The sequence below is a fragment of the Serratia nematodiphila DZ0503SBS1 genome (genome assembly GCF_000738675.1).
GTDB lineage: Bacteria > Pseudomonadota > Gammaproteobacteria > Enterobacterales > Enterobacteriaceae > Serratia > Serratia nematodiphila.
The window spans coordinates 424,189-445,925 of the sequence record NZ_JPUX01000001.1 but is presented as its reverse complement, the minus strand read 5'-3'; the positions used below and the strand labels follow the sequence as shown (position 1 = coordinate 445,925).

At 60.3% G+C, this 21,737-nt stretch carries 22 protein-coding genes; 4 read left to right on the top strand and 18 right to left on the bottom strand.

Annotated elements, in window-relative coordinates; all coding sequences use genetic code 11:
- Positions 1-103 precede the first annotated feature (103 nt).
- The 3 genes from fre to pepE form a co-directional block, all read right to left on the bottom strand.
- Positions 104-805, bottom strand: coding sequence for an NAD(P)H-flavin reductase (gene fre / locus JL05_RS02015; RefSeq protein WP_004934474.1), 702 nt, complete (start codon positions 803-805; stop codon positions 104-106).
- 50 nt (positions 806-855) lie between these two features.
- A complete protein-coding gene (gene ubiD, locus JL05_RS02010) occupies positions 856-2,376 on the bottom strand; it encodes a 4-hydroxy-3-polyprenylbenzoate decarboxylase (protein WP_033631521.1) in 1,521 nt (506 codons plus the stop codon).
- 62 nt (positions 2,377-2,438) lie between these two features.
- On the bottom strand, positions 2,439-3,164 hold the full coding sequence (pepE, locus tag JL05_RS02005; protein ID WP_033631520.1) for a dipeptidase PepE: 726 nt from the start codon (positions 3,162-3,164) through the stop codon (positions 2,439-2,441).
- Positions 3,165-3,408: 244 nt separating this feature from the next.
- Here pepE and rfaH point away from each other — a divergent pair, with 244 nt between their 5' ends.
- Entirely contained in the window at positions 3,409-3,897 is a 489-nt protein-coding gene (gene rfaH, locus JL05_RS02000) for a transcription/translation regulatory transformer protein RfaH (RefSeq protein ID WP_004934466.1), read from the top strand.
- A gap of 45 nt (positions 3,898-3,942) precedes the next feature.
- On the opposite strand, the gene hemB is transcribed toward rfaH, so the two are convergent.
- The 12 genes from hemB to udp form a co-directional block, all read right to left on the bottom strand.
- On the bottom strand, positions 3,943-4,965 hold the full coding sequence (hemB, locus tag JL05_RS01995; RefSeq protein ID WP_004934463.1) for a porphobilinogen synthase: 1,023 nt from the start codon (positions 4,963-4,965) through the stop codon (positions 3,943-3,945).
- A gap of 14 nt (positions 4,966-4,979) precedes the next feature.
- Positions 4,980-5,762 carry a 3'-5' ssDNA/RNA exonuclease TatD gene (gene tatD, locus JL05_RS01990; RefSeq protein WP_033633526.1) on the bottom strand — a complete coding sequence of 261 codons (783 nt, stop codon included), beginning with the start codon at positions 5,760-5,762 and terminating at the stop codon, positions 4,980-4,982.
- Positions 5,763-5,815: 53 nt separating this feature from the next.
- Positions 5,816-6,586 (bottom strand): Sec-independent protein translocase subunit TatC, encoded by a 771-nt coding sequence (gene tatC / locus JL05_RS01985; RefSeq protein WP_004934456.1) that lies wholly within the window; start codon positions 6,584-6,586, stop codon positions 5,816-5,818.
- A gap of 3 nt (positions 6,587-6,589) precedes the next feature.
- The gene (tatB, locus tag JL05_RS01980) at positions 6,590-7,141 is read right to left on the bottom strand and encodes a Sec-independent protein translocase protein TatB (RefSeq protein ID WP_021504797.1); all 552 of its coding nucleotides are present in this window, start codon (positions 7,139-7,141) and stop codon (positions 6,590-6,592) included.
- 3 nt (positions 7,142-7,144) lie between these two features.
- Positions 7,145-7,408 carry a Sec-independent protein translocase subunit TatA gene (gene tatA, locus JL05_RS01975; RefSeq protein ID WP_004934452.1) on the bottom strand — a complete coding sequence of 88 codons (264 nt, stop codon included), beginning with the start codon at positions 7,406-7,408 and terminating at the stop codon, positions 7,145-7,147.
- An 80-nt stretch (positions 7,409-7,488) separates the two neighbouring features.
- The gene (gene ubiB, locus JL05_RS01970) at positions 7,489-9,120 is read right to left on the bottom strand and encodes a ubiquinone biosynthesis regulatory protein kinase UbiB (RefSeq protein ID WP_004934451.1); all 1,632 of its coding nucleotides are present in this window, start codon (positions 9,118-9,120) and stop codon (positions 7,489-7,491) included.
- On the bottom strand, positions 9,117-9,725 hold the full coding sequence (ubiJ, locus tag JL05_RS01965) for a ubiquinone biosynthesis protein UbiJ (RefSeq protein ID WP_033631519.1): 609 nt from the start codon (positions 9,723-9,725) through the stop codon (positions 9,117-9,119). The genes ubiB and ubiJ overlap by 4 nt, the downstream gene beginning before the upstream one ends.
- A gap of 13 nt (positions 9,726-9,738) precedes the next feature.
- A complete protein-coding gene (ubiE, locus tag JL05_RS01960) occupies positions 9,739-10,494 on the bottom strand; it encodes a bifunctional demethylmenaquinone methyltransferase/2-methoxy-6-polyprenyl-1,4-benzoquinol methylase UbiE (RefSeq protein ID WP_004934443.1) in 756 nt (251 codons plus the stop codon).
- A gap of 78 nt (positions 10,495-10,572) precedes the next feature.
- Positions 10,573-12,120 (bottom strand): DNA recombination protein RmuC, encoded by a 1,548-nt coding sequence (gene rmuC / locus JL05_RS01955; RefSeq protein WP_033631518.1) that lies wholly within the window; start codon positions 12,118-12,120, stop codon positions 10,573-10,575.
- A 140-nt stretch (positions 12,121-12,260) separates the two neighbouring features.
- Positions 12,261-12,791 (bottom strand): DedA family protein, encoded by a 531-nt coding sequence (locus tag JL05_RS01950; protein WP_004934438.1) that lies wholly within the window; start codon positions 12,789-12,791, stop codon positions 12,261-12,263.
- 79 nt (positions 12,792-12,870) lie between these two features.
- Positions 12,871-13,653 (bottom strand): tyrosine-protein phosphatase, encoded by a 783-nt coding sequence (locus JL05_RS01945; protein WP_033631517.1) that lies wholly within the window; start codon positions 13,651-13,653, stop codon positions 12,871-12,873.
- 294 nt (positions 13,654-13,947) lie between these two features.
- A complete protein-coding gene (udp, locus tag JL05_RS01940) occupies positions 13,948-14,709 on the bottom strand; it encodes a uridine phosphorylase (protein ID WP_033631516.1) in 762 nt (253 codons plus the stop codon).
- 487 nt (positions 14,710-15,196) lie between these two features.
- Here udp and JL05_RS01935 point away from each other — a divergent pair, with 487 nt between their 5' ends.
- Positions 15,197-16,024, top strand: a complete 828-nt coding sequence (locus tag JL05_RS01935) for a dienelactone hydrolase family protein (protein WP_004934429.1) — start codon at positions 15,197-15,199, stop codon at positions 16,022-16,024.
- Between the two features lie 86 nt (positions 16,025-16,110).
- On the opposite strand, the gene metE is transcribed toward JL05_RS01935, so the two are convergent.
- Positions 16,111-18,399 carry a 5-methyltetrahydropteroyltriglutamate--homocysteine S-methyltransferase gene (gene metE / locus JL05_RS01930; RefSeq protein WP_072010080.1) on the bottom strand — a complete coding sequence of 763 codons (2,289 nt, stop codon included), beginning with the start codon at positions 18,397-18,399 and terminating at the stop codon, positions 16,111-16,113.
- A 90-nt stretch (positions 18,400-18,489) separates the two neighbouring features.
- Here metE and metR point away from each other — a divergent pair, with 90 nt between their 5' ends.
- Entirely contained in the window at positions 18,490-19,434 is a 945-nt protein-coding gene (gene metR / locus JL05_RS01925) for an HTH-type transcriptional regulator MetR (protein WP_015376299.1), read from the top strand.
- A 21-nt stretch (positions 19,435-19,455) separates the two neighbouring features.
- Here metR and JL05_RS01920 read toward each other — a convergent pair whose 3' ends face one another.
- Complete coding sequence (locus JL05_RS01920) at positions 19,456-20,316, bottom strand: carboxylate/amino acid/amine transporter (RefSeq protein ID WP_033631514.1); 861 nt, start codon at positions 20,314-20,316, stop codon at positions 19,456-19,458.
- Positions 20,317-20,467: 151 nt separating this feature from the next.
- On the opposite strand from JL05_RS01920, the gene JL05_RS01915 reads away from it, so the two are divergent.
- Complete coding sequence (locus JL05_RS01915) at positions 20,468-20,797, top strand: hypothetical protein (protein WP_016929457.1); 330 nt, start codon at positions 20,468-20,470, stop codon at positions 20,795-20,797.
- Here the strand turns inward: JL05_RS01915 and JL05_RS01910 are convergent.
- On the bottom strand, positions 20,778-21,734 hold the full coding sequence (locus tag JL05_RS01910) for an AEC family transporter (RefSeq protein WP_033631513.1): 957 nt from the start codon (positions 21,732-21,734) through the stop codon (positions 20,778-20,780). The genes JL05_RS01915 and JL05_RS01910 overlap by 20 nt on opposite strands.
- Positions 21,735-21,737: the final 3 nt, after the last annotated feature.

Below are 21,737 nucleotides of genomic sequence, written 5' to 3'. Positions count from 1 at the left end.
CTTCCCGCCTGTCAGGGGCGGGTTTTTTATGCCTGAAGTTAGCCGACGCCCAAATAAAAACGGGGCGACCCTCGGCCACCCCGTTCACTGCGCATCGCCTCTGTCAGATAAACGAAAACGCGTCGCCAAACATATGCGCTTCCAGCGCGCCGCGCTCGGCGCAGAAACGCTCGCGGGCGATTTTCGCCATCTCGAAACGCCCGGCGATGTAAATGTCATGCTCCGCCAGCGTGCCGAAATCCTGCAGCACCGCGCTAAGCACGGTGCCGCTGCGGCCACGCCATTCAGCCTCCGGCTGCTCGACCACCGGGATCACCTTCAGATTCGGATGCTGCAACGACAGCGCTTCCAGCTCGCTCAAATCGTACAGGTGCTTCAGCTCACGCCCGCCCCAGTAGATTGAAATGTCGCGATCCGGCTGCTGCTCCAGCGCGGTCAACAGGATTGAACGCGCGTAAGAGAAACCGGTGCCGCCGGCGATTAGCACCAGCGGACGGCTGCCCTCTTCCCGCAGCCAAGCGTCGCCATGCGGCACGTCAACGGTGATCGCCTGCTCTTTCAGGATGCGATCCATCACCGCCATGGCGTACAGATTCAGCTCCGAAGCGCCGATATGCAGCTCGATGTAATCTTGCTGCGTCGGGGTTGATGCCAGTGAGAACGGGCGCTTGTCGCGCTCATCCATCACCACCATCAGATATTGCCCTGCCTTGAAAGAAAACGGCTGTTCGGGCACCAGACGTACCCGATAAACCGTATCGGTAATGGCCTCTACCGAGGTCACTTTACAGCTCAATATTGTCATGCGTTCCCTCTGTCGGGTCATCAATGCAAAGCTGAGAACAGGGCCTGACGCTATAACGTCGGTTCCCTGTCACTGAAGATTGCGAGCTCATCCCAGATTTCGTCGACGCGCGCACGTACCTTTTCATCCATCTGAATCGGACGGCCCCATTCGCGATCGGTTTCACCCGGCCATTTATTGGTGGCGTCCAGCCCCATCTTCGAACCCAGGCCGGAAACCGGCGAGGCGAAGTCCAGATAGTCGATCGGCGTATTCTCCACCAGAACGGTATCCCTTGCCGGATCCATTCGTGTGGTGATCGCCCAAATCACGTCGTTCCAGTCGCGCGCATTGACGTCATCATCACAGACGATAACAAATTTGGTGTACATAAACTGCCGCAGGAACGACCAGACGCCCATCATCACGCGTTTAGCGTGGCCGGCGTACTGTTTTTTCATGGTCACTACCGCCAGGCGGTACGAGCACCCTTCCGGCGGCAGATAGAAATCGACGATTTCCGGGAACTGCTTTTGCAGGATCGGCACGAACACTTCATTCAGCGCCACGCCCAGGATCGCCGGCTCATCCGGCGGGCGGCCGGTGTAGGTCGAGTGGTAGATCGCGTTGCGGCGCTGGGTGATGTGGGTAACGGTGAACACCGGGAACTGGTCGATTTCATTGTAGTAACCGGTGTGGTCGCCGTAGGGGCCTTCCGGCGCCATTTCACCCGGCTCGATATAGCCTTCAAGCACGATTTCGGCGCTGGCGGGCACTTCCAGATCGTTGGAAATGCACTTGACCACTTCGGTTTTATTGCCGCGCAGCAGCCCGGCAAAGGCGTATTCAGACAGGGTATCCGGCACCGGCGTGACCGCACCGAGGATGGTAGCGGGATCGGCGCCCAGCGCCACCGCGACCGGGAAACGCTCGCCCGGGTGCGCCTGGCACCACTCCTGATAATCCAGCGCGCCGCCGCGATGCGACAGCCAGCGCATGATCACTTTGTTCTTGCCCAGCACCTGCTGGCGATAGATGCCGAGGTTTTGCCGTTCCTTATGCGGGCCGCGGGTCACCGTCAGCCCCCAGGTGATCAGCGGCGCGGCGTCTTCCGGCCAGCAGTGCATCACCGGAATACGGCCCAGATCGACATCGTCGCCCTGCCATACCTGCTCCTGACAAGGCGCGGATCCCAGCACCTTGGTCGGCATGTTCAGCACCTGCTTGAACTTTGGCATTTTGTCGAACAGATCGCGGAAGCCTTTCGGCGGCTCCGGTTCTTTGAGGAACGCCAGCAGTTTGCCGACTTCGCGCAGCGCGCTGATGTCTTCCTGCCCCATGCCCATCGCCACGCGATTGGCGGTGCCGAACAGGTTACAGAGCACCGGCATATCATACCCTTTCGGGTTTTCAAACAGCAGTGCCGGACCGCCCGCTCGCAGGGTGCGATCGGCAATCTCCGTCATTTCCAGGTAAGGATCGATCGGCTGGCTGATGCGTTTTAGTTCCCCTCTCTTCTCCAGCAACGAGAGGAAATCGCGTAAGTCACGGTATTTCATGCTGATCATTATAACGGCCAGTGGGGAGGGCATTATAAGCCCTCTTCACGGTTGTTGCTGCAATTTTGTTAACGCCGCCCGCCGCCGGGTGGCCCTCAGCCGCAGTTGAACGGCACCAGCGCAGCCAGCGCGCGCGTATCCTGATATTCACGCGTCTCCTCACCGTGGCGGAACACCTTGAAGCCCTGCCCGTTAGCGCTGAAGTAACGCAGCGCATTGCCTTCAACGTGCAGCAGGCTACCTTCACGCAGCGCCACCACCGACTCGCTTGGATTGACCGCGCAGAACTCCGCCAGGCGCTCGTCACGGGTTTCGCCCATGTGGCCGCTGATATGTGCGTCGATGTAGTGCGGGTTGATCTGCACCGGGAACAGCCCCAGCGCCGGCAGCACCACGCTGCAGCGCACCGGCATGTCATTGGTGGTGCGAATGCTCGGCGTGGCCACGTTGCAACCGGCGCTCCAGCCGACGTAAGGCACTTCACGCTCGCGCACCGCGCGCTGGATGGGCACGATCAGGCCTTGTTCGTGCAGCATTTGGTTCAGCAACCAGGTATTGCCGCCGCTGACCAAAATGCACTCCGCCTGCGCGATCGCCGCCGCCGGCGAAGCCGCGTGATGGATGCTGGTGACTTCAATGCCCAGCGTTTGCGCCAGCTCCTGCGCACGCTGGTCGTAGTCGTAACGGATCAGGGCGTAAGGGATAAAGACGGCGGATTTGATGCCGCGACGCGCAATCATCGCCAGCAGTTGGCTTTTGGCGTACCCCAGCAGCTCGGCTTCGCCAGACAGCTTGCCGTTGCTCAACAGAAACAGCTCCATTTCTTTCCCTCTCGGTCAAAACGATGAATAGCGTCACAGCCAGCGGCGCAACGCCTGCCATACTGTGACGGTAACAAATTTTTAGCCCTCTGTTATATCAGCGCCGTATCGATAAGTGTGTGACCCCTCGCTAATAGCCGCAGATTCATAGAGATAGGTGATGTTACACGCTGAAACTTGCATCACTATGTATCCGGAATAGCTTTTGATATGCTTACCGGCTGGCAGAAAGGCATGTGAAACTATGGAATCCTGGTATCTACTTTATTGCAAACGCGGTCAGCTGTTGCGGGCGCAGGAACATCTGGAACGGCAGCAGGTAAACTGCCTCAGCCCGATCATCACGCTGGAAAAGATCGTGCGTGGTAAGCGCATCGCGGTCAGCGAACCCCTGTTTCCCAACTATCTGTTTGTGGAGTTCGACCCGGAGCGCATTCACACCACCACCATCAGCGCCACCCGTGGCGTCAGCCACTTCGTGCGTTTCGGCGCGTTGCCGAGCGTCATCCCGAGCAAGGTGATCGATGAGCTGCGCACGCACGCCAGCGAAACCTATGTCGATCCGGAAACCCCACAGCCGGGGGATACCGTTCTGATCGTCGACGGCGTGTTCGAAGGGCTGCAGGCGATCTACACTGAACCGGACGGCGAGGCGCGTTCCATGTTGTTGCTGAACCTGATCAACAAGCAGGTCAGTCAAAGCATCGACAACCGACAGTTCCAGAAGATGTAATGCAAAAGGCGCCCTCAGGCGCCTTTTTGTTGGCTCATTTTGCGCTTAGCGACGCATCGCATCGTCGTGCAGCCACTGCGCGACACGCTTGGCGAAGTAGGTCAGCACGCCGTCGGCGCCGGCGCGTTTGAAGCACATCAACGATTCCATCACCGCAGGTTGCTCCTGCAGCCAGCCGTTCTGAATCGCCGCCATATGCATGGCGTACTCGCCGGACACCTGATAAGCGAAGGTTGGCACACCGAAGGTATCCTTCACGCGGCGCACGACGTCGAGGTACGGCATGCCCGGTTTCACCATCACCATGTCCGCACCTTCCTGCAGATCCTGCGCAATCTCCTGCAGCGCTTCGTCGCTGTTGGCTGGATCCATCTGATAGGTCTTCTTGTTGCCGCCCTTCAGGTTGCCGCTGGAGCCCAACGCATCGCGGAACGGGCCGTAGTAGCAGGAAGCATACTTGGCGGAGTAAGCCATGATTTGGGTATTCACCAGGCCCTGCAATTCCAGACGATCGCGGATCGCCCCGATGCGGCCGTCCATCATGTCGCTCGGCGCCACGATTTCCGCGCCCGCTTCGGCATGGGACAGCGCCTGACGCACCAGAATGTCTTTGGTCACGTCGTTAATCACATAACCCTGCTCATCGATCACCCCGTCCTGCCCATGCGTGGTGTAGGGATCGAGCGCCACGTCGGTCAGAATGCCCAGCTCAGGCACCGCGTCTTTCAGCGCGCGCACCGTGCGCTGTACCAACCCTTCTGGGTTATAGGCTTCTTCCGCATGCAGCGATTTCAGGCTCGGTTCAATTACCGGGAACAGGGAAATCACCGGCACGCCAAGTTTGGCGATGGTTTCCGCTTCCTTCACCAGCAGATCGATCGTCATGCGCGATACGCCCGGCATCGAGGCCACTTCTTCCTGGCGGTTGCTGCCTTCCATGACAAACACCGGATAAATCAGGTCGTTGACCGTCAGTTGGTTCTCGGCCACCAGGCGGCGGCTGAAGTCGTGACGGCGCACGCGGCGCATACGGCGACCAGGGAAGGTGCCCGGAAATGCATAGCTCATAGTTTTCTCCTAGCTCAAACCAGCCGGAATAGCCGGCGGGCGTTCTCATCGGTTTTTTGCCCCAGCCATTGCGGCTCTTCCTGTCGCCAGACGGCGACCTGCTGCACGATATGGGGCAGGAAACAGGGTTCGTTGCGGCGAGATGCGGGTTTAGGCTGTAAATCCCGGGGCAACAGATAAGGGGCGTCCGTTTCCAGCAGCAGACGCTCGGCCGGGATCTGCGGCAACAGGGCGCGCAATTCCAAGCCGCGCCGCTCGTCGCAGACCCAACCGGTGATCCCGATCGACAGACCCAGCGACAGGCAGCTTGTTAATTCTTCGGCGGTGCCGGTGAAGCAGTGCACCACGGCCGCGGGCAGTTTATCCAACCACGGCGTCAGTAGCTCGGCAAAACGTGCGTGTGCGTCGCGGCAATGAAGAAACACCGGCAGCGCCAACTCCGCCGCCAGCGCCAGCTGCGCGGTGAACGCCGCTTCCTGCTGTACGGGCGTCGAGAAATTGCGATTGAAATCCAGGCCGCATTCGCCGATCGCCGCCACTTCAGGGCGTACGGCTAACGCATAAATCTGCTCGGCGGTCTGTTCATCCCAACCGCTGGCGTAATGCGGATGCACACCGGCGGTAGACCAACCGTAGCCCGCATGTTGCTGCGCCAATTCCGCCGCTTCGCGGCTCTCTGCCAGATCGGTGCCGGTAATCAATATCCCGGTAACGCCCGCCGCGCGGGCGCGCTCCACTACCGCCTGGCGGTCTTTGGCGAATTGGCTGCTGGTGAGGTTAACGCCGATTTCAAACATGGTTTTTTCCAAAGCAAAAGCCGCCCAATGGGCGGCTTAGCAATCAAGATGGATCAAGGGGCTGGCGGTTCGTCACCCTCGTCTTCTTCTTCCGCCTGTGGACGACGTTTGCCGGTATAGAAGCGAGCGAAGAACACCCCCACTTCAAACAGCAGGTACATCGGTATTGCCAACAGGGTTTGCGAGAACACGTCCGGCGGCGTCAACAGCATGCCGACCACAAACGCGCCGACCAACACATACGGCCGTTTCTTCTTCAGATCTTCCGGCGAGGTGACGCCACTCCAGCACAGCAGAATGATAGCGACCGGCACTTCGAAGGCGACACCGAACGCCATAAACAGCGCCATGACGAAATCGAGGTAGTTTTTGATGTCGGTGGCAATGGTCACCCCCATCGGCGCGGTCTTGGCAAAGAAGCCGAAGGCCAGCGGGAACACGATGAAGTAGGCGAAAGCCATGCCGAGGTAGAACAGCAGGCTGCTGGACACCAGCAGCGGCATCATCAGGCGGCGTTCATGCTTGTACAGCGCCGGCGCGATGAATGCCCACACCTGATACAAAATCATCGGCGCGGAGACGAACACCGAGACGATCATGGTCAGCTTGATCGGCGTAAAGAACGGTGACGCCACGTCGGTAGCGATCATGCTCGCCCCGGCCGGCAGCTGCTTGAGCAGCGGCGCAGAGACCAACTGGTAGATGTCGTTGGCGAAAAACACCAGCACCACGAACACCGCCAGCACGCAAATAATCGAGTTAAGCAGCCGCTTGCGCAGCTCTATCAGATGACTGATAAGGGGTTGGGTATCTTCAACAGCCATGTATTAACGATCGCCACTAGGTTGGTGAGACGCTGGGGTTTTATCCGCAACAGGTTCGACAGGTGCCGGCGCGGTTTCCGCCGGCGCTTTAGCCGGCTGCGCCGCCACCGGCGCGACGGCTTCAGGTTCCGCTGCCGGTTTTGGCGCGGCGGCAGGCGCACTGGCGCGGGTTGCCGCTTCCGCCGGCGTCACGCCGTCGTGCAAGGCTTCCGGATCGGTGATCTGCGGGTTATGAATGGTGTTCGCCAGCTCTTCTTTCTCGCCCTGGTAGGTGCGTTTCAATGATTCCGCCGCGTCTTTCAGCTCATCCATCGACGCCTTCAGTTCCGGCGTCAGGTTCTGCAGGCCGGCCTGTTCCGCTTTTTTCAGGCTGTCCTGCAGCTCCTGCAGCTTCAGCTCCTGAGACAGTTCGTGCTGCACCGAGGCCGCCAGCGAGCGCAGCGCGCGGATCCAGCCCGATACCGTTCTGACCGCGACCGGCAAGCGTTCCGGCCCCAGAACAACCAGGCCGATCACCAGCACCAGCAGCAGCTCACTAAACCCAATGTCAAACACGGTTTATACCTGCTCTTTGTTCTTCGACTCTTCCGGTTTCACTTCCGGCTGCTTATCGGTAATAGGCTTGGCCGAGAAGTCAGCGTCATCCAGGCTGCTTTTCTCAGCCGTGTTGGGGGTCGACGGCGTATCGTCGCCGATCGCCTTCTTGAAGCCCTTGATCGAGGCGCCGAGATCGGAGCCCAGCGTGCGCAGTTTTTTGGTACCGAACAACAGCACCACGATCACTGCGATGATCAACAATTGCGTAATACTAATACCGCCCATTTTAATTACCTCTAATTTTAAAGGGTCTTTTAAAGCCAGCCCGCATTATAGAGCCGACTTTACCAGAGTAACGAATTAAATCAGGTGGTTCGCTTCCAGCCAATCACCCAGCATACGATGCCAGCGGCCATCATCCAGGCGGGAAACACCTCGATTTGCCCCAGCAGCAACAGCGTGCCGCTTACCAACAGTGTAGCGCCAACGCCGAACAAATAACGTGACTGCCCCTGACGAACCCGCTGAGCCTGCATCTGGTTGGTCAGCTTATCAACGCTTTGTTGCAACAGTTTATGCTGCTGCAAGCTGTCGTAAAACAGCTCGGGCAGTTCCGGCAGCTTCTCCGCCCAAAACGGCGCTTTCTCTTTCAGCGCACGCACCACGGCGGGAATGCCGACCTGATCGCGCAGCCAGCTCTCGAGGAACGGCTTGGCGGTGGTCCACAGATCCAGCTGCGGATAGAGCTGACGCCCCAGTCCTTCAACATACAGCAAGGTCTTCTGTAATAACACCAGCTGCGGCTGCACTTCCATATTGAAGCGTCGCGCGGTGTTGAACAGGTTCAGCAGCACGTTGCCGAAGGAAATCTCCGCCAGCGGCTTCTCGAAAATCGGCTCGCACACGGTGCGGATGGCGAATTCGAAGTCTTCCACGTTGGTGTCGCGCGGCACCCACCCGGAGTCGACGTGCAGTTCCGCCACCTTGCGGTAATCGCGGTTGAAGAAGGCGATGAAGTTTTCCGCCAGGTAACGTTTATCATCCTTGTTCAGCGAACCGACGATGCCGCAGTCGATGCCGATGTAGCAAGGATCTTCCGGATGTTCGTAGCTGACGAAAATATTACCGGGATGCATGTCCGCATGGAAGAAGCTGTCGCGGAAGACCTGGGTAAAGAACACCTGAACGCCGCGTTCCGCCAACAGTTTCATGTTGGTGCCCTGCTGTTCCAGCGTGGCGATGTCCGAGACCGGAATGCCGTAAATGCGCTCCATCACCAATACGCTTTCGCGGCAGTAGTCGGAATAAACTTCCGGTACGTACAGCATTGGGCTGCCGTCGAAATTGCGGCGCAGCTGAATGGCGTTAGCCGCTTCGCGCAGCAGGTTCAATTCGTCCAGCAGGGTTTTCTCGTACTCGCGTACCACTTCGCGCGGGCGCAGACGGCGGCCGTCCGGCAACAGCTTCGGCACCCAGCCTGCCAGCCGGTACATCAGACGCACGTCGGCCTTGATGATCGGCCCGATATCCGGCCGGATCACCTTCAGCACCACTTCCTGGCCGGTGGTTTTCAACCGCGCGGTATGCACCTGCGCGATCGAGGCAGAGGCCAACGGCTGCTGATCGAAGTCATCGAACCAGGTCTCCAGCGGGCCGCCCATCGCCAGCTCGATATGCTTACGCGCCAACGCGCCATCGAAAGGCGCCACCCGATCCTGCAGCAGCGTCAGCTGATCGGCAATGTGCGGCGGAAACAGATCGCGGCGGGTCGACATCATTTGGCCGAACTTGATCCAAACCGGCCCCAATTCCTGCAGCGCCAGCCGCAGACGTTCACCCAACGGTTTGTCCTTATGCCGATTCGGCATCCAGAACAACAGCCGACGGCCAAAGCGCAGCGGCAGCGTCAACCGCATTTTAGGGATCAGCTCGTCCAGCCCGTAGCTGAGAAAAACGCGGACGATAAAATACAAACGGCGCAGTTCGCCTGGGGTCATCGCTTGCCCTCCAACTTGTCCATGCGGGCAATCAGCGCTTCCGCGCTGCGGGCGAGTGCGTCAACTTCTTCGTTGAACCACACCACTTCCAGCGGCCCCGGCGCCAGGCGCCACTCTTCTGTCAACGCCTCCGCCATCCCCTGCTGCCGGCGCATAAAGCCGGCTTTCAGCAGCGAGGCGCCTTTTCCCAGCGCCTGTGTAATGCCTTGGGCGGCGATATCGCCGATGTAGGGCGCCAGCCACTCCGCCGGATCCCACTCCGCCAGATCGAGCAGGCCAACCAGCTGTTGCACCACCTGAATATCGCCTTCCACCGTCAATTCGCCGCTGCGCATCAGCACCGGCAACTGCTGGCGATCGCGCAGCTTCAGCAAGGAGGGAATGCGGCTACGCACGGTGCAATCGGCGCTGTCTTCAGACTGCCCCAGCACATCCACGCGCAGTTCGCTGAACACCAGCACCAGCGGCGAAGCCAACTCTTCCAGTTCGATGCGCAGCACCTTGCCCGCCAGGCGTTGGCGGGCGGCTTTCATGCTGCGATCGCGAAACAGCAGGTTATTCAGCGAGGTTTCCAGCGCACCGGTCAGCAGAGGGGTAAACAGCATCGGCATCTCCCTCTCAGAACTTGAAGCCGCGATGCAGGGCGACAATCCCACCGGTCAGGTTGAAATAGGTGACGTTTTCAAAACCGGCGTTGCCCATCATGCCCTTAAGGGTTTCCTGATCGGGGTGCATGCGGATCGATTCCGCCAGGTAGCGGTAGCTGTCCGGATCTTTCACCACCAGCTCGCCGATCTTCGGCAGCACGTGGAAAGAGTAGGCGTCATAGGCTTTGCTCAGCGGCGCCAGCAGCGGCTTGGAGAATTCCAGCACCAGCAGACGGCCGCCCGGCTTCAGCACGCGGAACATCGAGCGCAGCGCTTTGTCTTTGTCGGTGACGTTACGCAGGCCAAAGGAGATGGTGATGCAATCGAAGTAATTGTCCGGGAACGGCAGTGCTTCGGCGTTGGCCTGCACGTAATTGATGTTGCCGACGATGCCGCGATCGCGCAGCTTCTCGCGCCCCATCTTGAGCATCGAATCATTGATGTCCGCCAGCACCACCTGCCCCTGCTCGCCCACCATGCGGGAGAACTTGGCGGCCAGGTCGCCGGTACCGCCGGCCAGATCCAGCACGCGCTGCCCGCGGCGCACGCCGCTGCAGTCAATGGTGAAACGCTTCCAGATACGGTGAATACCGAACGACATCAGGTCGTTCATCACGTCATACTTTGCCGCTACCGAATGGAAAACGTCCGCCACCATGGCCTGTTTTTCGTCTCTAGCGACGGTGCGAAAACCGAAATCGGTGGTTTCCTGCGATTGATCTGCCATTGTCCTGCCTGCTATTCAGTCAATTTTGTGTGGATGAGTGTACCAGAAGCCCGGTGAATACCCCACCTCGCCACGGCCTCAGCCGTGCGAAACGAAGCCCGATTCCCCGGCGGTATCGTCATCGTCGTTCGTCTGCGGCAGCGCGGCGACATCATCGTCGTTCGCCTCTTCCGCTTCATCGTGTTGCGCGCCGGCTTGCTGCGCCAGCAGCGGGTTTATCGGCCGTTTGACCTCAACCCCCAACGCGCGGAAACCTTCAATTTGGCCGATAAGATTACCACGGCCTTCGCTCAGTTTGTTCATCGCCTGACGATAACTGCCCTGCGCCTTGTCCAGGCTCTGCCCCAGCGCGGACATATCGTCCACGAACAGCCGCATCTTGTCATACAGTTTCGCCGCGCGATCGGCGATGCGCTGGGCGTTCTGGCTCTGATGCTCATAGCGCCACAGGTTGGTGATGGTACGCAGCGCCACCAGCAACGTGGTCGGGCTGACCAGCATGATGTTGTGCTTAAGCGCTTCGCTGATCAGCTCCGGCTCGCGATCGATAGCCAGCAGGAAGGCGGGCTCGACCGGAATGAACATCAGCACATAATCCAGCGAACGCAGCCCCGGCAGTTGCTGATAGTCCTTGCGGCCCAGCATGCGGATATGGCCGCGCAGCGAAGCGATATGTTCGCTCAGCGCCGCTTCGCGCTCCGCCTCATCCTCGCCGTTGAAATAGCGCTCGTAGGCGATCAGCGACATCTTGGCGTCAATCACTACATCCTTACCCTGCGGCAGGCGCACGATCACATCGGGCTGCATGCGGCTCTGATGATCCACCCGCACGTTGACCTGCGTTTCATACTCATGTCCTTCGCGCAGGCCGGAAGCCTCCAGCACCCGGCTCAGCACCACCTCGCCCCAGTTGCCCTGCGTTTTGTTGTCGCCTTTCAGCGCCTTGGTGAGGTTGATCGCCTCGCGCGCCATCTGCGCGTTCAACTGCTGCAGATTGCGTATCTCGTGCGTCAGCGTATGGCGCTCACGCGCCTCCTGGCCAAAGCTGTCCTGCACCTGCCGGCGGAAACCGTCCAGCTGTTCGCGCAGCGGCAACAGTAAACGATCCAAACTTTGCTTATTTTGCTCGTCCATCTTGCGGCCGCTGTGTTCAAAAATGCGGTTGGCGAGATTTTCAAACTGGGTGGTGAGCCGCTGTTCGCTGTTGATCAGCAGGCGCTGCTTCTCCTCCGCCGCCATGCGCGTCTCTTCCAGACGGATGGTGACTTCGCGCAGTTCGGCTTCCTGCGCGCTGTTAACCTCGCGCTGGGCGCGCAGCTCCTGATTGAGCAGTTCGCATTCGTTGCGCCAATGGTTGAGCTGTTGCAGCTTCTCATGTCCGGCCGCCAGTTGGCTGTGCAGATTGCGCAGCTCCAGCTCGCTCTGGCGCAACTGCTGCTCGTGGCGCTGCAGCGTTTCCTGCCGCGCCGCCGTTTCCTGCTGCGCCTGCTGCAACGCTTGCTCCAGCAACCGCAGCTCGGTTTCATGTTGCGCATGCGTCTGCTGCACCCGCAGACTGGCGATCAGCCACCCCAACAGCATGCCGATCGCTACGCCGCCAATCCCATAAATCAGACTGGTATCCACCCTGCCTCCTGTTGCACCTTGCCGTTGCGGCGTTTTGCACGCCCATTGCCCGTCACGTTAAGGGGAGGCTGTATGGATGTCCAGCCTGATTTTGCCGGCCGCGCACAATATTGCGCGGCGCTGCGCAATTTAGCGAGAAATCAACCCAGCCACTGGCTGAGCCACTTGATGCCGAACGCCCCCGGCGCCAGAATGCCGAACGCCCAGATCATCGCCGACGTGACGTTGGCCAGTTGGAAGTAGCGCTGCGGCATGCCGCAAATGCCGCCCACCAACGGCACCACGGCGCGCAGCGGGCCGAAGAAGCGGCCGATGAAAATGCCCAGCACGCCCCAGCGTTCAAAGAAGGCGTGGCCGCGCGCCAGCAGCTGCGGATTGCGCGACAGCGGCCACATATGGGCCACGCGATCCTGATAGTGATAGCCGATCCAGTAAGAGAGCCAGTCGCCGAAAAACGCCCCGGCGGCGGCGGCGGCCCAAATCGGCCAAAAGGCGATGCCGCTTTCGCCGATCAGCGCGCCCAGCGCCAGCAGGATCACCGTGGCCGGCAGCAGCAGCGACAAAAACGCCAGCGACTCGCCGAACGCCAGGAAGAAGATGATGGGAATGGCCCAGCCTTCGTGCTGACGCACGACGTCGCTGACCCAGTTGATAACGTCATTGAGGCTCAATACGGGGCTCCTGATACGCGATGGTTCGCCGCCTAGGATAAGCCGGGGCGAGTTAAACCCCGGTTAAACACGCGGCGATTTACTCGAGATAGAACGCCTGCAGCGCTTCGCGCTGGGCCACGCCCAGACCGTATTCCGCTTCCAGCCAGCGGTCGGTGGAGCCGTATTGTTGGCGGATGCAGCCCAGCGCCGTCATCAGGAACTCCTCGCGCGCGCTGAGCACGTAGGCGAATTGCTCCAGCGCCGCCGCATTCAGCTTGATAGAGAGCTGATCCAGCATCTGCTCGCGGAAAGTGGCCAGCGTGGTTTCAGTCAGCAGATAGTCTTCCAGCACCGTCGCTTCGTCGGCACCCAGCGCGAACAGCACCAGCGCCGAGCCGACCCCGGTGCGATCCTTGCCGACCGCGCAGTGCTGCACGATTGCGCCGCCGCCGGGATTGCTCAGCAGCTGCGCCAACCGCTGATAGGCTGCATTGCCGAACGGCAGGCGGCGATACAGTTCCAGCATGAACGCGCGGGCGTCGAAAGCGGCCAACGTTTCGTTGGTGAGCTTCTCCAGGTTGGCGTTGACTTCGCTGCTCAGCGGGTTGGCCGGCACGTGATGATAGTCGGCACCATTCCACAGAATATCCGGTTTGGCCTGCACTTCGTCGGCATCGCGGTAGTCCAGCACCGAACGCACCGGCACGCCGGCGAGAAAGGCGCAGTCGTTTTCCGTCAGCCGCTCGAGGGAACCGGAGCGAAACAGCAGGCCGCGCTTGATGCGGCGCCCGTCGGCCACGCCGTTGCCGCCGAAGTCACGGAAATTAATGCCGCCGTCGAGCGGCGCAAGCGAAGGATGAAGCAGGATCTGGGCGGTCATAAACGTCCTCGTTGTTATTGTTCTGACAACGCGCGGCGGCCATCGGCGCAGCGCTGAGGAGTATCACCGTAACAGATTAGTCGCGAATGGAAAAACGGGCCGCGTCGGCGGCCCGTTCAGTCCGTTGACAAAGGAGGAAAAAGCGTGGTTTTTCCTCCTTTGTGGTTATCAGCCGAAAATCAATAAATTGATTTTCCCTGTTTGTTATCCGCTGCTTTCTGCAAACCGGGCAATGGCATGAGGTTTGTCATCAATCTCAACGGATCGCGTCGGCGGCCCGTTGAGGGAAGGCGATTACAGCAGACGGCGGGCGGCGTCCACCACGATCTGCACCGCTTTGCTTTCGGTGTTTTTCATGGTCTCGGCGTTCGGGATCTCTTGCTGGGTGCGGTTAACGATCACCCCAGCCACCATGCCGGCACGCAGCCCCTGGCTGGCGCACATGGTCAGCAGCGTGGCGGACTCCATTTCATAGTTCATCACGCCCATCGCCTGCCACTCTGCCATCGAGCCTTTAAAACGGCTAACCACGCGGCCGGAGTAGGTGTCGTAACGTTCCTGGCCCGGGTAGAAGGTATCGGAAGAGGCGGTTACGCCAATGTGGGTGGTCGCGCCGCTGGCTTTGGCCGCTTCCACCAGCGCGGTGGTGCAGGCGAAGTCCGCAACCGCCGGGAACTCCATCGGCGCAAAGTGCAGGCTAGCGCCGTCGAGGCGTACCGCCGCCGTAGTCACCAGCACGTCACCGACGTTGATATTGGCCTGAATGGCGCCGGTGGTGCCGATGCGCAGGAAAGTGCGAATACCCAGCTGCGCCAGCTCTTCCACCGCGATAGAGGTAGACGGGCCGCCAATACCGGTGGAGCAGACGATCACCGCCTTGCCGTCCAGCTCTGCGCGCCAGGTGGTGAATTCACGATGGGAGGCCAGATGCACCGGATTTTCCATCAGCTTGGCAATCTTCTCTACGCGCTGCGGATCGCCCGGCACGATGGCAAGCTGGGCCCCTTGTAAATCGTTCTTGGTGAGGCCGAGATGAAAAACGTCAGACTGAGACATACGAGACTCCTCATGGATCATGTTTATTGGGAGGAACAAAAAAGCACTCTACTGAAAATCGCCGCTTAATTTCGTGACGACAGTCACTATGAAAAGAGAAACAAATTACATGCTACATATTTTTTGTGATTTTTATCACAAAAAATCACTATAAGGCATCCAGAACGCAACGCTAAACCTCAGTCTAGCCGACAAACCTTGCAGCTCCCTGCCCGTTGGTTGCCGACTGAAACTATTTAGCTCATCAATCCGAAATAACTCCATCTTATCGGTTGCTTAGGGGCAAAAAAGCCCTCTAACGCACCTTATGGCACTTACGCGGGCCAAAACGCGTAATAACATGATAAAAAGCGCTTAAAAATGCCGCAAAGCCAGATAATTAGCCGTTTTTTATCGACTTGTCCGAAAGTGCGCCACGCAGCGCCAATAATGGGTAATCTTTCCTATAGTTAATCTCAGCGCTTTTTTCTATTGCACGGAGACCGCAATGAAAACCGAACATGTGATGACATTAGAACAGGCTCAGGGGGGATTCGCCCCGGCCGCCGCGCCGTTGGCCGCCTCCGCGATTATCACCGACGAACAGGGCATTCATGCCGGGCAAACGACCATCCCTTCTCAGGGCGACGCGCTGCCGGCCTACGTCGCCAAACCCGCCGATCAGAGCGGCCCCTTTCCCATCGTGCTGGTGGTGCAGGAAATCTTCGGCGTCCATGAGCACATTCAGGATCTGTGCCGTCGCCTGGCCAAGCAGGGCTATCTAGCGATCGCGCCCGAGCTCTATTTTCGCCAGGGCGATGCCAACGACTACAGCGATATCGGCGAGCTGTTCCAGCAGTTGGTGACCAGGGTGCCGGATCGTCAGGTGCTGTCGGATCTGGATCACGCCGCGCACTGGGCTATCCGCCACGGCGGCGACGCCGGCAAGCTGGCGATCACCGGCTTCTGCTGGGGCGGCCGCATTACCTGGCTGTACGCGGCGCACAACCCGCAGTTGAAGGCGGCGGTCGCCTGGTACGGCAAACTGGTCGGCGAGAAAACGCTGAATTCACCGAAGCATCCGGTCGATGTCGCCACCCACCTGTCGGCGCCGGTACTGGGGCTGTATGGCGGGCAGGACAGCGGCATTCCGCTGGAGACGGTGGAAACCATGCGCCAAGCGATACGCGCCGCCAACGCCGAGGCCGAAATCGTGGTGTACCCCGAGGTCGGGCATGCGTTCAACGCCGATTATCGTCCCAGTTACAACGCCGAAGCGGCGCAAGACGGCTGGCAACGTATGCTGGCGTGGTTCGCCCAGCACGGCGTCAAGTAACCTCCCTCGCATAAAAAAGGGCGCCGAAGCGCCCAATCATCACACCAGTCAATCTGTAAGCGGCGGAGCTCATCCGCCGCACGCCATCACGCCTGCTCGCGCAGGCGCTGCGCCGCCAATACCATGTTGGCCAGCGACTGCCGGGTTTCCGGCCAGCCGCGGGTTTTCAGGCCGCAGTCCGGGTTAACCCACAGGCGTTCCGCCGGGATGTTCTGCGCCGCTTTACGCAGCAGCGCTTCGATCCATTCCACGCTCGGCACGTTCGGCGAGTGGATATCGTAGACGCCCGGCCCGATTTCGTTCGGGTATTCGAACTCTTTGAAGGCTTCCAGCAGATCCATATCGGAACGCGAGGTCTCGATGGTGATCACGTCGGCGTCCAGCGCGGCGATGGAGTCCATGATGTCGTTGAACTCGCAGTAACACATGTGGGTGTGGATCTGGGTGTCATCCTGCGCCACGGCGGCGTTCAGTTTGAAGGCGTCCACCGCCCAGTTCAGGTAGGCGGCCCAGTCGGATTGGCGCAGCGGCAGCCCCTCGCGCAGGGCGGGTTCGTCGATCTGAATGATGCCGATACCGGCTTTTTCCAGATCTTCCACCTCGTCGCGCAGCGCCAGCGCAATCTGCTTGGCAATCACTTCGCGGGTCACGTCTTCACGCGGGAACGACCAGCACAGGATGGTCACCGGCCCGGTCAACATGCCTTTCACCGGCTTGTCGGTCAACGACTGGGCGAATTTGGCCCATTCGACGGTAATGGCTTCCGGGCGGCTGACGTCACCGATGATCACCGGCGGCTTCACGCAGCGGGAACCGTAGCTCTGCACCCAGCCGTTCTGGGTAAACACAAAACCGTCGAGGTTCTCGCCGAAATATTCCACCATGTCGTTGCGCTCGGCTTCACCGTGTACCAGCACGTCCAGCCCGAGGCGCTCCTGCTCGACGATCGCCTGTTTGATGTGCTCTCCAATGCTGGTGCGGTAGTTGCTGCCGTCCAAACGGCCCTGTTTGAAGTCCAGACGCAGGCCGCGGATCTCGGTGGTCTGGGGGAACGAACCGATGGTGGTGGTCGGCCAGGCCGGCAGGTTGAAACGCTCGCGCTGCGCCCTGGCGCGCTCGGCGTAAGCGCTGTGGCGCTCGCTGTCCTGCGCGGTGATAGCGGCCAGACGGCGCTCAACCTGTGGGTTATGCACACGGCTCGACTGACGGCGGGCGCGGATCGGTGCGCTGTAGGCGTCCAGTTCGGCTTGCTTCGCCGCGTCAGGCGCGTTCAGCGCCGCAGCCAGCAGCGCCAACTCGGCGCATTTTTGCAGAGCGAAGGCGAACCAGCTTTTCACTTCTTCATCCAGACGGCTTTCCACGCTCAGGTCGATCGGGCTGTGCAGCAGTGAACAGGAGCTGCCGATCCACAGTGGGCGGGTGCCCACCAGCGGCTGAAGACGTTCAAACCAGCGGCTCAGATCGGCGCGCCAAACGTTGCGGCCGTTGATCACGCCCAGCGACAGCAGCCAGTCTTGCGGCAATGCGGCGCTCAGCGCGGCGATATCGTCGTGACCGGCGACCAGATCGACGTGCAGCCCCTGCACCGGCAGCGTGCGAACCGTATCGAGGTTGTGGCCGACGCTGTCGAAATACGTGGTCAACAACAGCTTAACCTGCCCCTGCAGCGCGTCGTAAGCCGGTTTAAAGGCGTCCAGCCAGGCCTGCGGCAGCTCCAGCACCAGCGCAGGCTCGTCAATTTGCACCCACTCGACGCCGCGTTTCGCCAGTTCGGCCAGCACCTGCTGGTAAACCGGCAGAATGTCTTTCAGCAGCGACAGGCGATCGAACGGCTCGCCCTTCACTTTACCCAGCCACAGATAGGTCACCGGGCCCAGCAGCACCGGTTTGATGCGGTGACCAAGCGCCAGCGCTTCGTCCACTTCATCCAGAAGTTGGGTCCAGCCCAGCTTGAACTGCTGGCCTTGTTGGAACTCGGGCACCATGTAGTGGTAGTTGGTGTTGAACCATTTGGTCATTTCCGCCGCGGCCGCCGGCTCGCCGGTCGGTGCGCGGCCACGGCCGATGCGGAACAGCGTGTCCAGATCGATCGAGCCATCCGCATTCTGATGACGCGCCGGCACGTTGCCCAGCAGCAGGCTGGTGGTCAACACATGATCGTACCAGGCGAAATCGCCGACCGGCACCAAATCCACCCCGGCCTGCTGTTGCTGTTGCCAATGGCGAGCGCGCAGCTCGCGGCCAACCGCCAACAGCTCTTCCTGCGTTGAGTTGCCAGCCCAGTAGCTTTCCTGAGCTTTTTTCAGCTCACGTCGTAGCCCAACGCGAGGAAAACCCAGTGTGTGATTCAAAATTGCCATCGTCTTATTCCCCATTTAGCCGTCCAGATGTTTACACATCCATAATCAGCAGGTACTGTATTAACCACAAGCGCAATTTATTCACTGTCAATGTGAAGGACTCTCATGATCGAACTGAAACATTTACGGACGCTGCAGGCCCTGCGCAGCAGCGGTTCGCTGGCGGGGGCGGCGGCCCAACTTCATCAGACGCAGTCTGCCCTGTCGCACCAGTTCAGCGATCTTGAGCAACGTCTGGGCTTCAAGCTGTTCGTGCGCAAGAGCCAACCGCTGCGCTTCACCGCCCAGGGCGAGATCCTGCTGCAGCTGGCGGAACAGGTGCTGCCGCAAATCTCACAGGCGCTGCAGGCCTGCCACGAGCCGCACCAGACCACGCTGCGCATCGCCATCGAATGCCACAGCTGCATTCAGTGGCTGACGCCGGCGCTGGACAACTTCCGCCAGCGTTTCCCGCAGGTGGTGATGGACTTCACCTCCGGCGTGACTTTCGATCCGCAGCCGGCCCTGCAACAGGGCGAGCTGGATCTGGTGATGACGTCGGATATTCTGCCGCGCAGCGGCCTGCACTATTCGCCGATGTTCGATTTCGAGGTGCGTCTGGTGCTGGCGCCGGATCATCCGCTGGCCGGCAAGCCGCACATCGAGCCGGCAGACTTGAGCGATGAAACGCTGTTGATTTACCCGGTGCAGCGCCAGCGGCTGGATATATGGCGGCATTTCCTACAGCCGGCGGGCGTCAACCCGGCATTGAAGAACGTCGATAACACGCTGCTGCTGATCCAGATGGTGTCGGCGCGGATGGGGATTGCGGCGCTGCCGCATTGGGTGGTGGAGAGTTTCGAACGGCAGGGGCTGGTGGTGACCAAAACCCTGGGTGACGGCCTGTGGAGCCGCCTGTACGCCGCCGTGCGCGACGGCGAACAGCGCCAGGCGGTGACCGAAGCCTTTATCCGCTCGGCCCGCCAGCACGCCTGCGATCATCTGCCGTTCGTGCGCGACGCGGCACGCCCCGGCGCGACCGGCGCCAAAGCGTTGGCGGCCGGCGTATAATATAAACTGTCGGCCTCCCGTTTAGCCGAGCTGTTTCGGCGCCACCCAGCGGCGGTGCACCCACAGCGAAGCGACGATCACCGCTCCGCCGATGATAAAGCTCGGCCAGTGCGGCTGTTGCTGCCAGATGGCCAGGTTGACCAACAAGCCGGCCGGCACATGCATGTTGTTCATGATGCCGAGCGTGCCGGCATCCACCTGCGTCGCGCCGTAGTTCCACATGAAATAGCCCAGCCCCGACGCCACCACGCCCAGCCAAACCAGCACGCCCCACTGCAGGTTGGTCGTCGGCAGCTGCTGCGGATTGCCCCACAGGAACCAGGCCACCACCGCCACCGCCGCCGCCCCCAGGTAGAACCAGGAAAAGGCGGTGTGTTGCGGCAAGGGGTGCACTTCCATCAGGCGCTTATAGCCGACCATGCCGATGGCGAAGCTGATGTTCGCCGCCTGCACCAACAGCAGCCCCCACCAGAAGTGTTCGCTCAGTTGGTGATAGCGAATGATCGCCGCGCCCAGCACCGCCAGCAGCGCGCTGAACACATAGCCCCAGCGTAAACGTCGGCCGCTCAGTAAGTCGTAGATCAGCGTGATGTACAGCGGCGTCAACACGGTGAACAGCAGGAATTCGGGTACCGTCAGGTAGAGATAGGCGCGGAAGCTGAACAGATACATGATGCCCAGCTGGAAGGCACCCACCAGCATATACAGCAGGATCACCCTGGGCTTGATATTGCGCCAACGCAGGAACGGCAGGAACACCAGCGCCGCCAGCCCGATGCGCACCAGCGCCGAAAACCCGCTGTCGACCTGACCCGCCAAATACTCGCCGATCAGGCTGAAAGAAAACGCCCACAGAATGGTGGTTATAACCAAAAGCAGCACGATGGGTTCACCCTAAAAAGACCGAAAGGGCGATTGTAACGGAAGATGGGCACCGCGTTGGCGAAAAGGCGGTTTACATTTGAACAAAATACAAACTACCAGCAAAATTTCACTGCTGGGTTAGGCTTAATAAAAAAGCGAGGTAACCATCATGAAAACGTCTCACATCCTGTTCGCTCTGCTGTTGCTGCCCGGCCTGGCTGCAGCGGCCAACGGCGTAACCGATCTGCGTTCACAGCAGCAGCTTCTCAACCAAAACAGCCAACAGGCGCAGCAACAGCGCTTGTTGAACAACCGGCAGATGGATCAACGCCGCCTGCAACAGCAGCGCCAGTTCGACAATCAACGGCAACAGCTGTTGCAAACCACGCCGAACGGCGGCCAGCTGCTGCCTAACGGCAACCAGCCGCGCGATCCGTTCAACCGCACCGCGCCGGCGGTGCCGCAGGCCCCGCTGCCGGCTACGCCCGCACGCCCATAACGGTGAGGATCAGCGGCGTAGTGATCGCCGCCAGCACGGTGGACATCACCAGGCTGGTGGCGGCCGGGCCGGTGAGCGTATTGAACTGGCGCGACATCAGGTAGACATTTACCCCCACCGCCATTGAGCCCAACAGCACCACCACGCGGGTCTCCATCGGCGGCAGATCCATCATCCAGGCCAGCAGCCAAATCACCAACGGCTGCACCAGCAACTTCAGCACGCAGATGGCGCTGCTCAGCTGCCAGCCTTCGCTGATGCGATACTCCGCCAGGCCCATGCCGAGCACCACCAGCGACAGCGGCGCCGCCACCTGGCCGAGCATGCTGACCGGCCGATCGACGAAGTCCGGCAGCGGCAAGCCGGTCAGGCTAAACAGCGTGCCGGACAAAATGCCGACGATCAGCGGGTTGGTCAGCACGCTGCGCGCGGTTTTAGCAAAGCCCCCCAGCGTCGGCGAGCCGTTGCGCGCCCATTCGATCGACACCGTGACCAGCGTCCACAGGATCAGGCCGTTGAACACCAGCACCAGTGCCACCGACGGGATCGCCGCCTGCCCCAGCATCACGCTGGCGATCGGTAAACCGAGCATCACGTTATTGGAGAAAATACCGCCCAGCGCAAACACCGATCCGGCGACGCCATCCAGCCGGAAGAGGTGCCGGGCAACCAGGCGGCCGAGCACGAACACGATCAGGCAACTGCCGAAGAACGCGATCAACAGCCGGGCATCGACCGCCGGGCGCTGCGAGAAGTCGCACATCATGCGAAACAGCATGGCGGGCAAGGCGAGGGAAAACACAAAGCGCGTCAGGCCATCGGTGATGCTGGAAGGCCATTTCCCCCAGCGAATCAGCCCATAACCCAACGCGATCAGGACGAACAGCGGTAATGACAGCACCATCTGGTGCCACAGTGACAGGATAAAGCCAGGCATCGC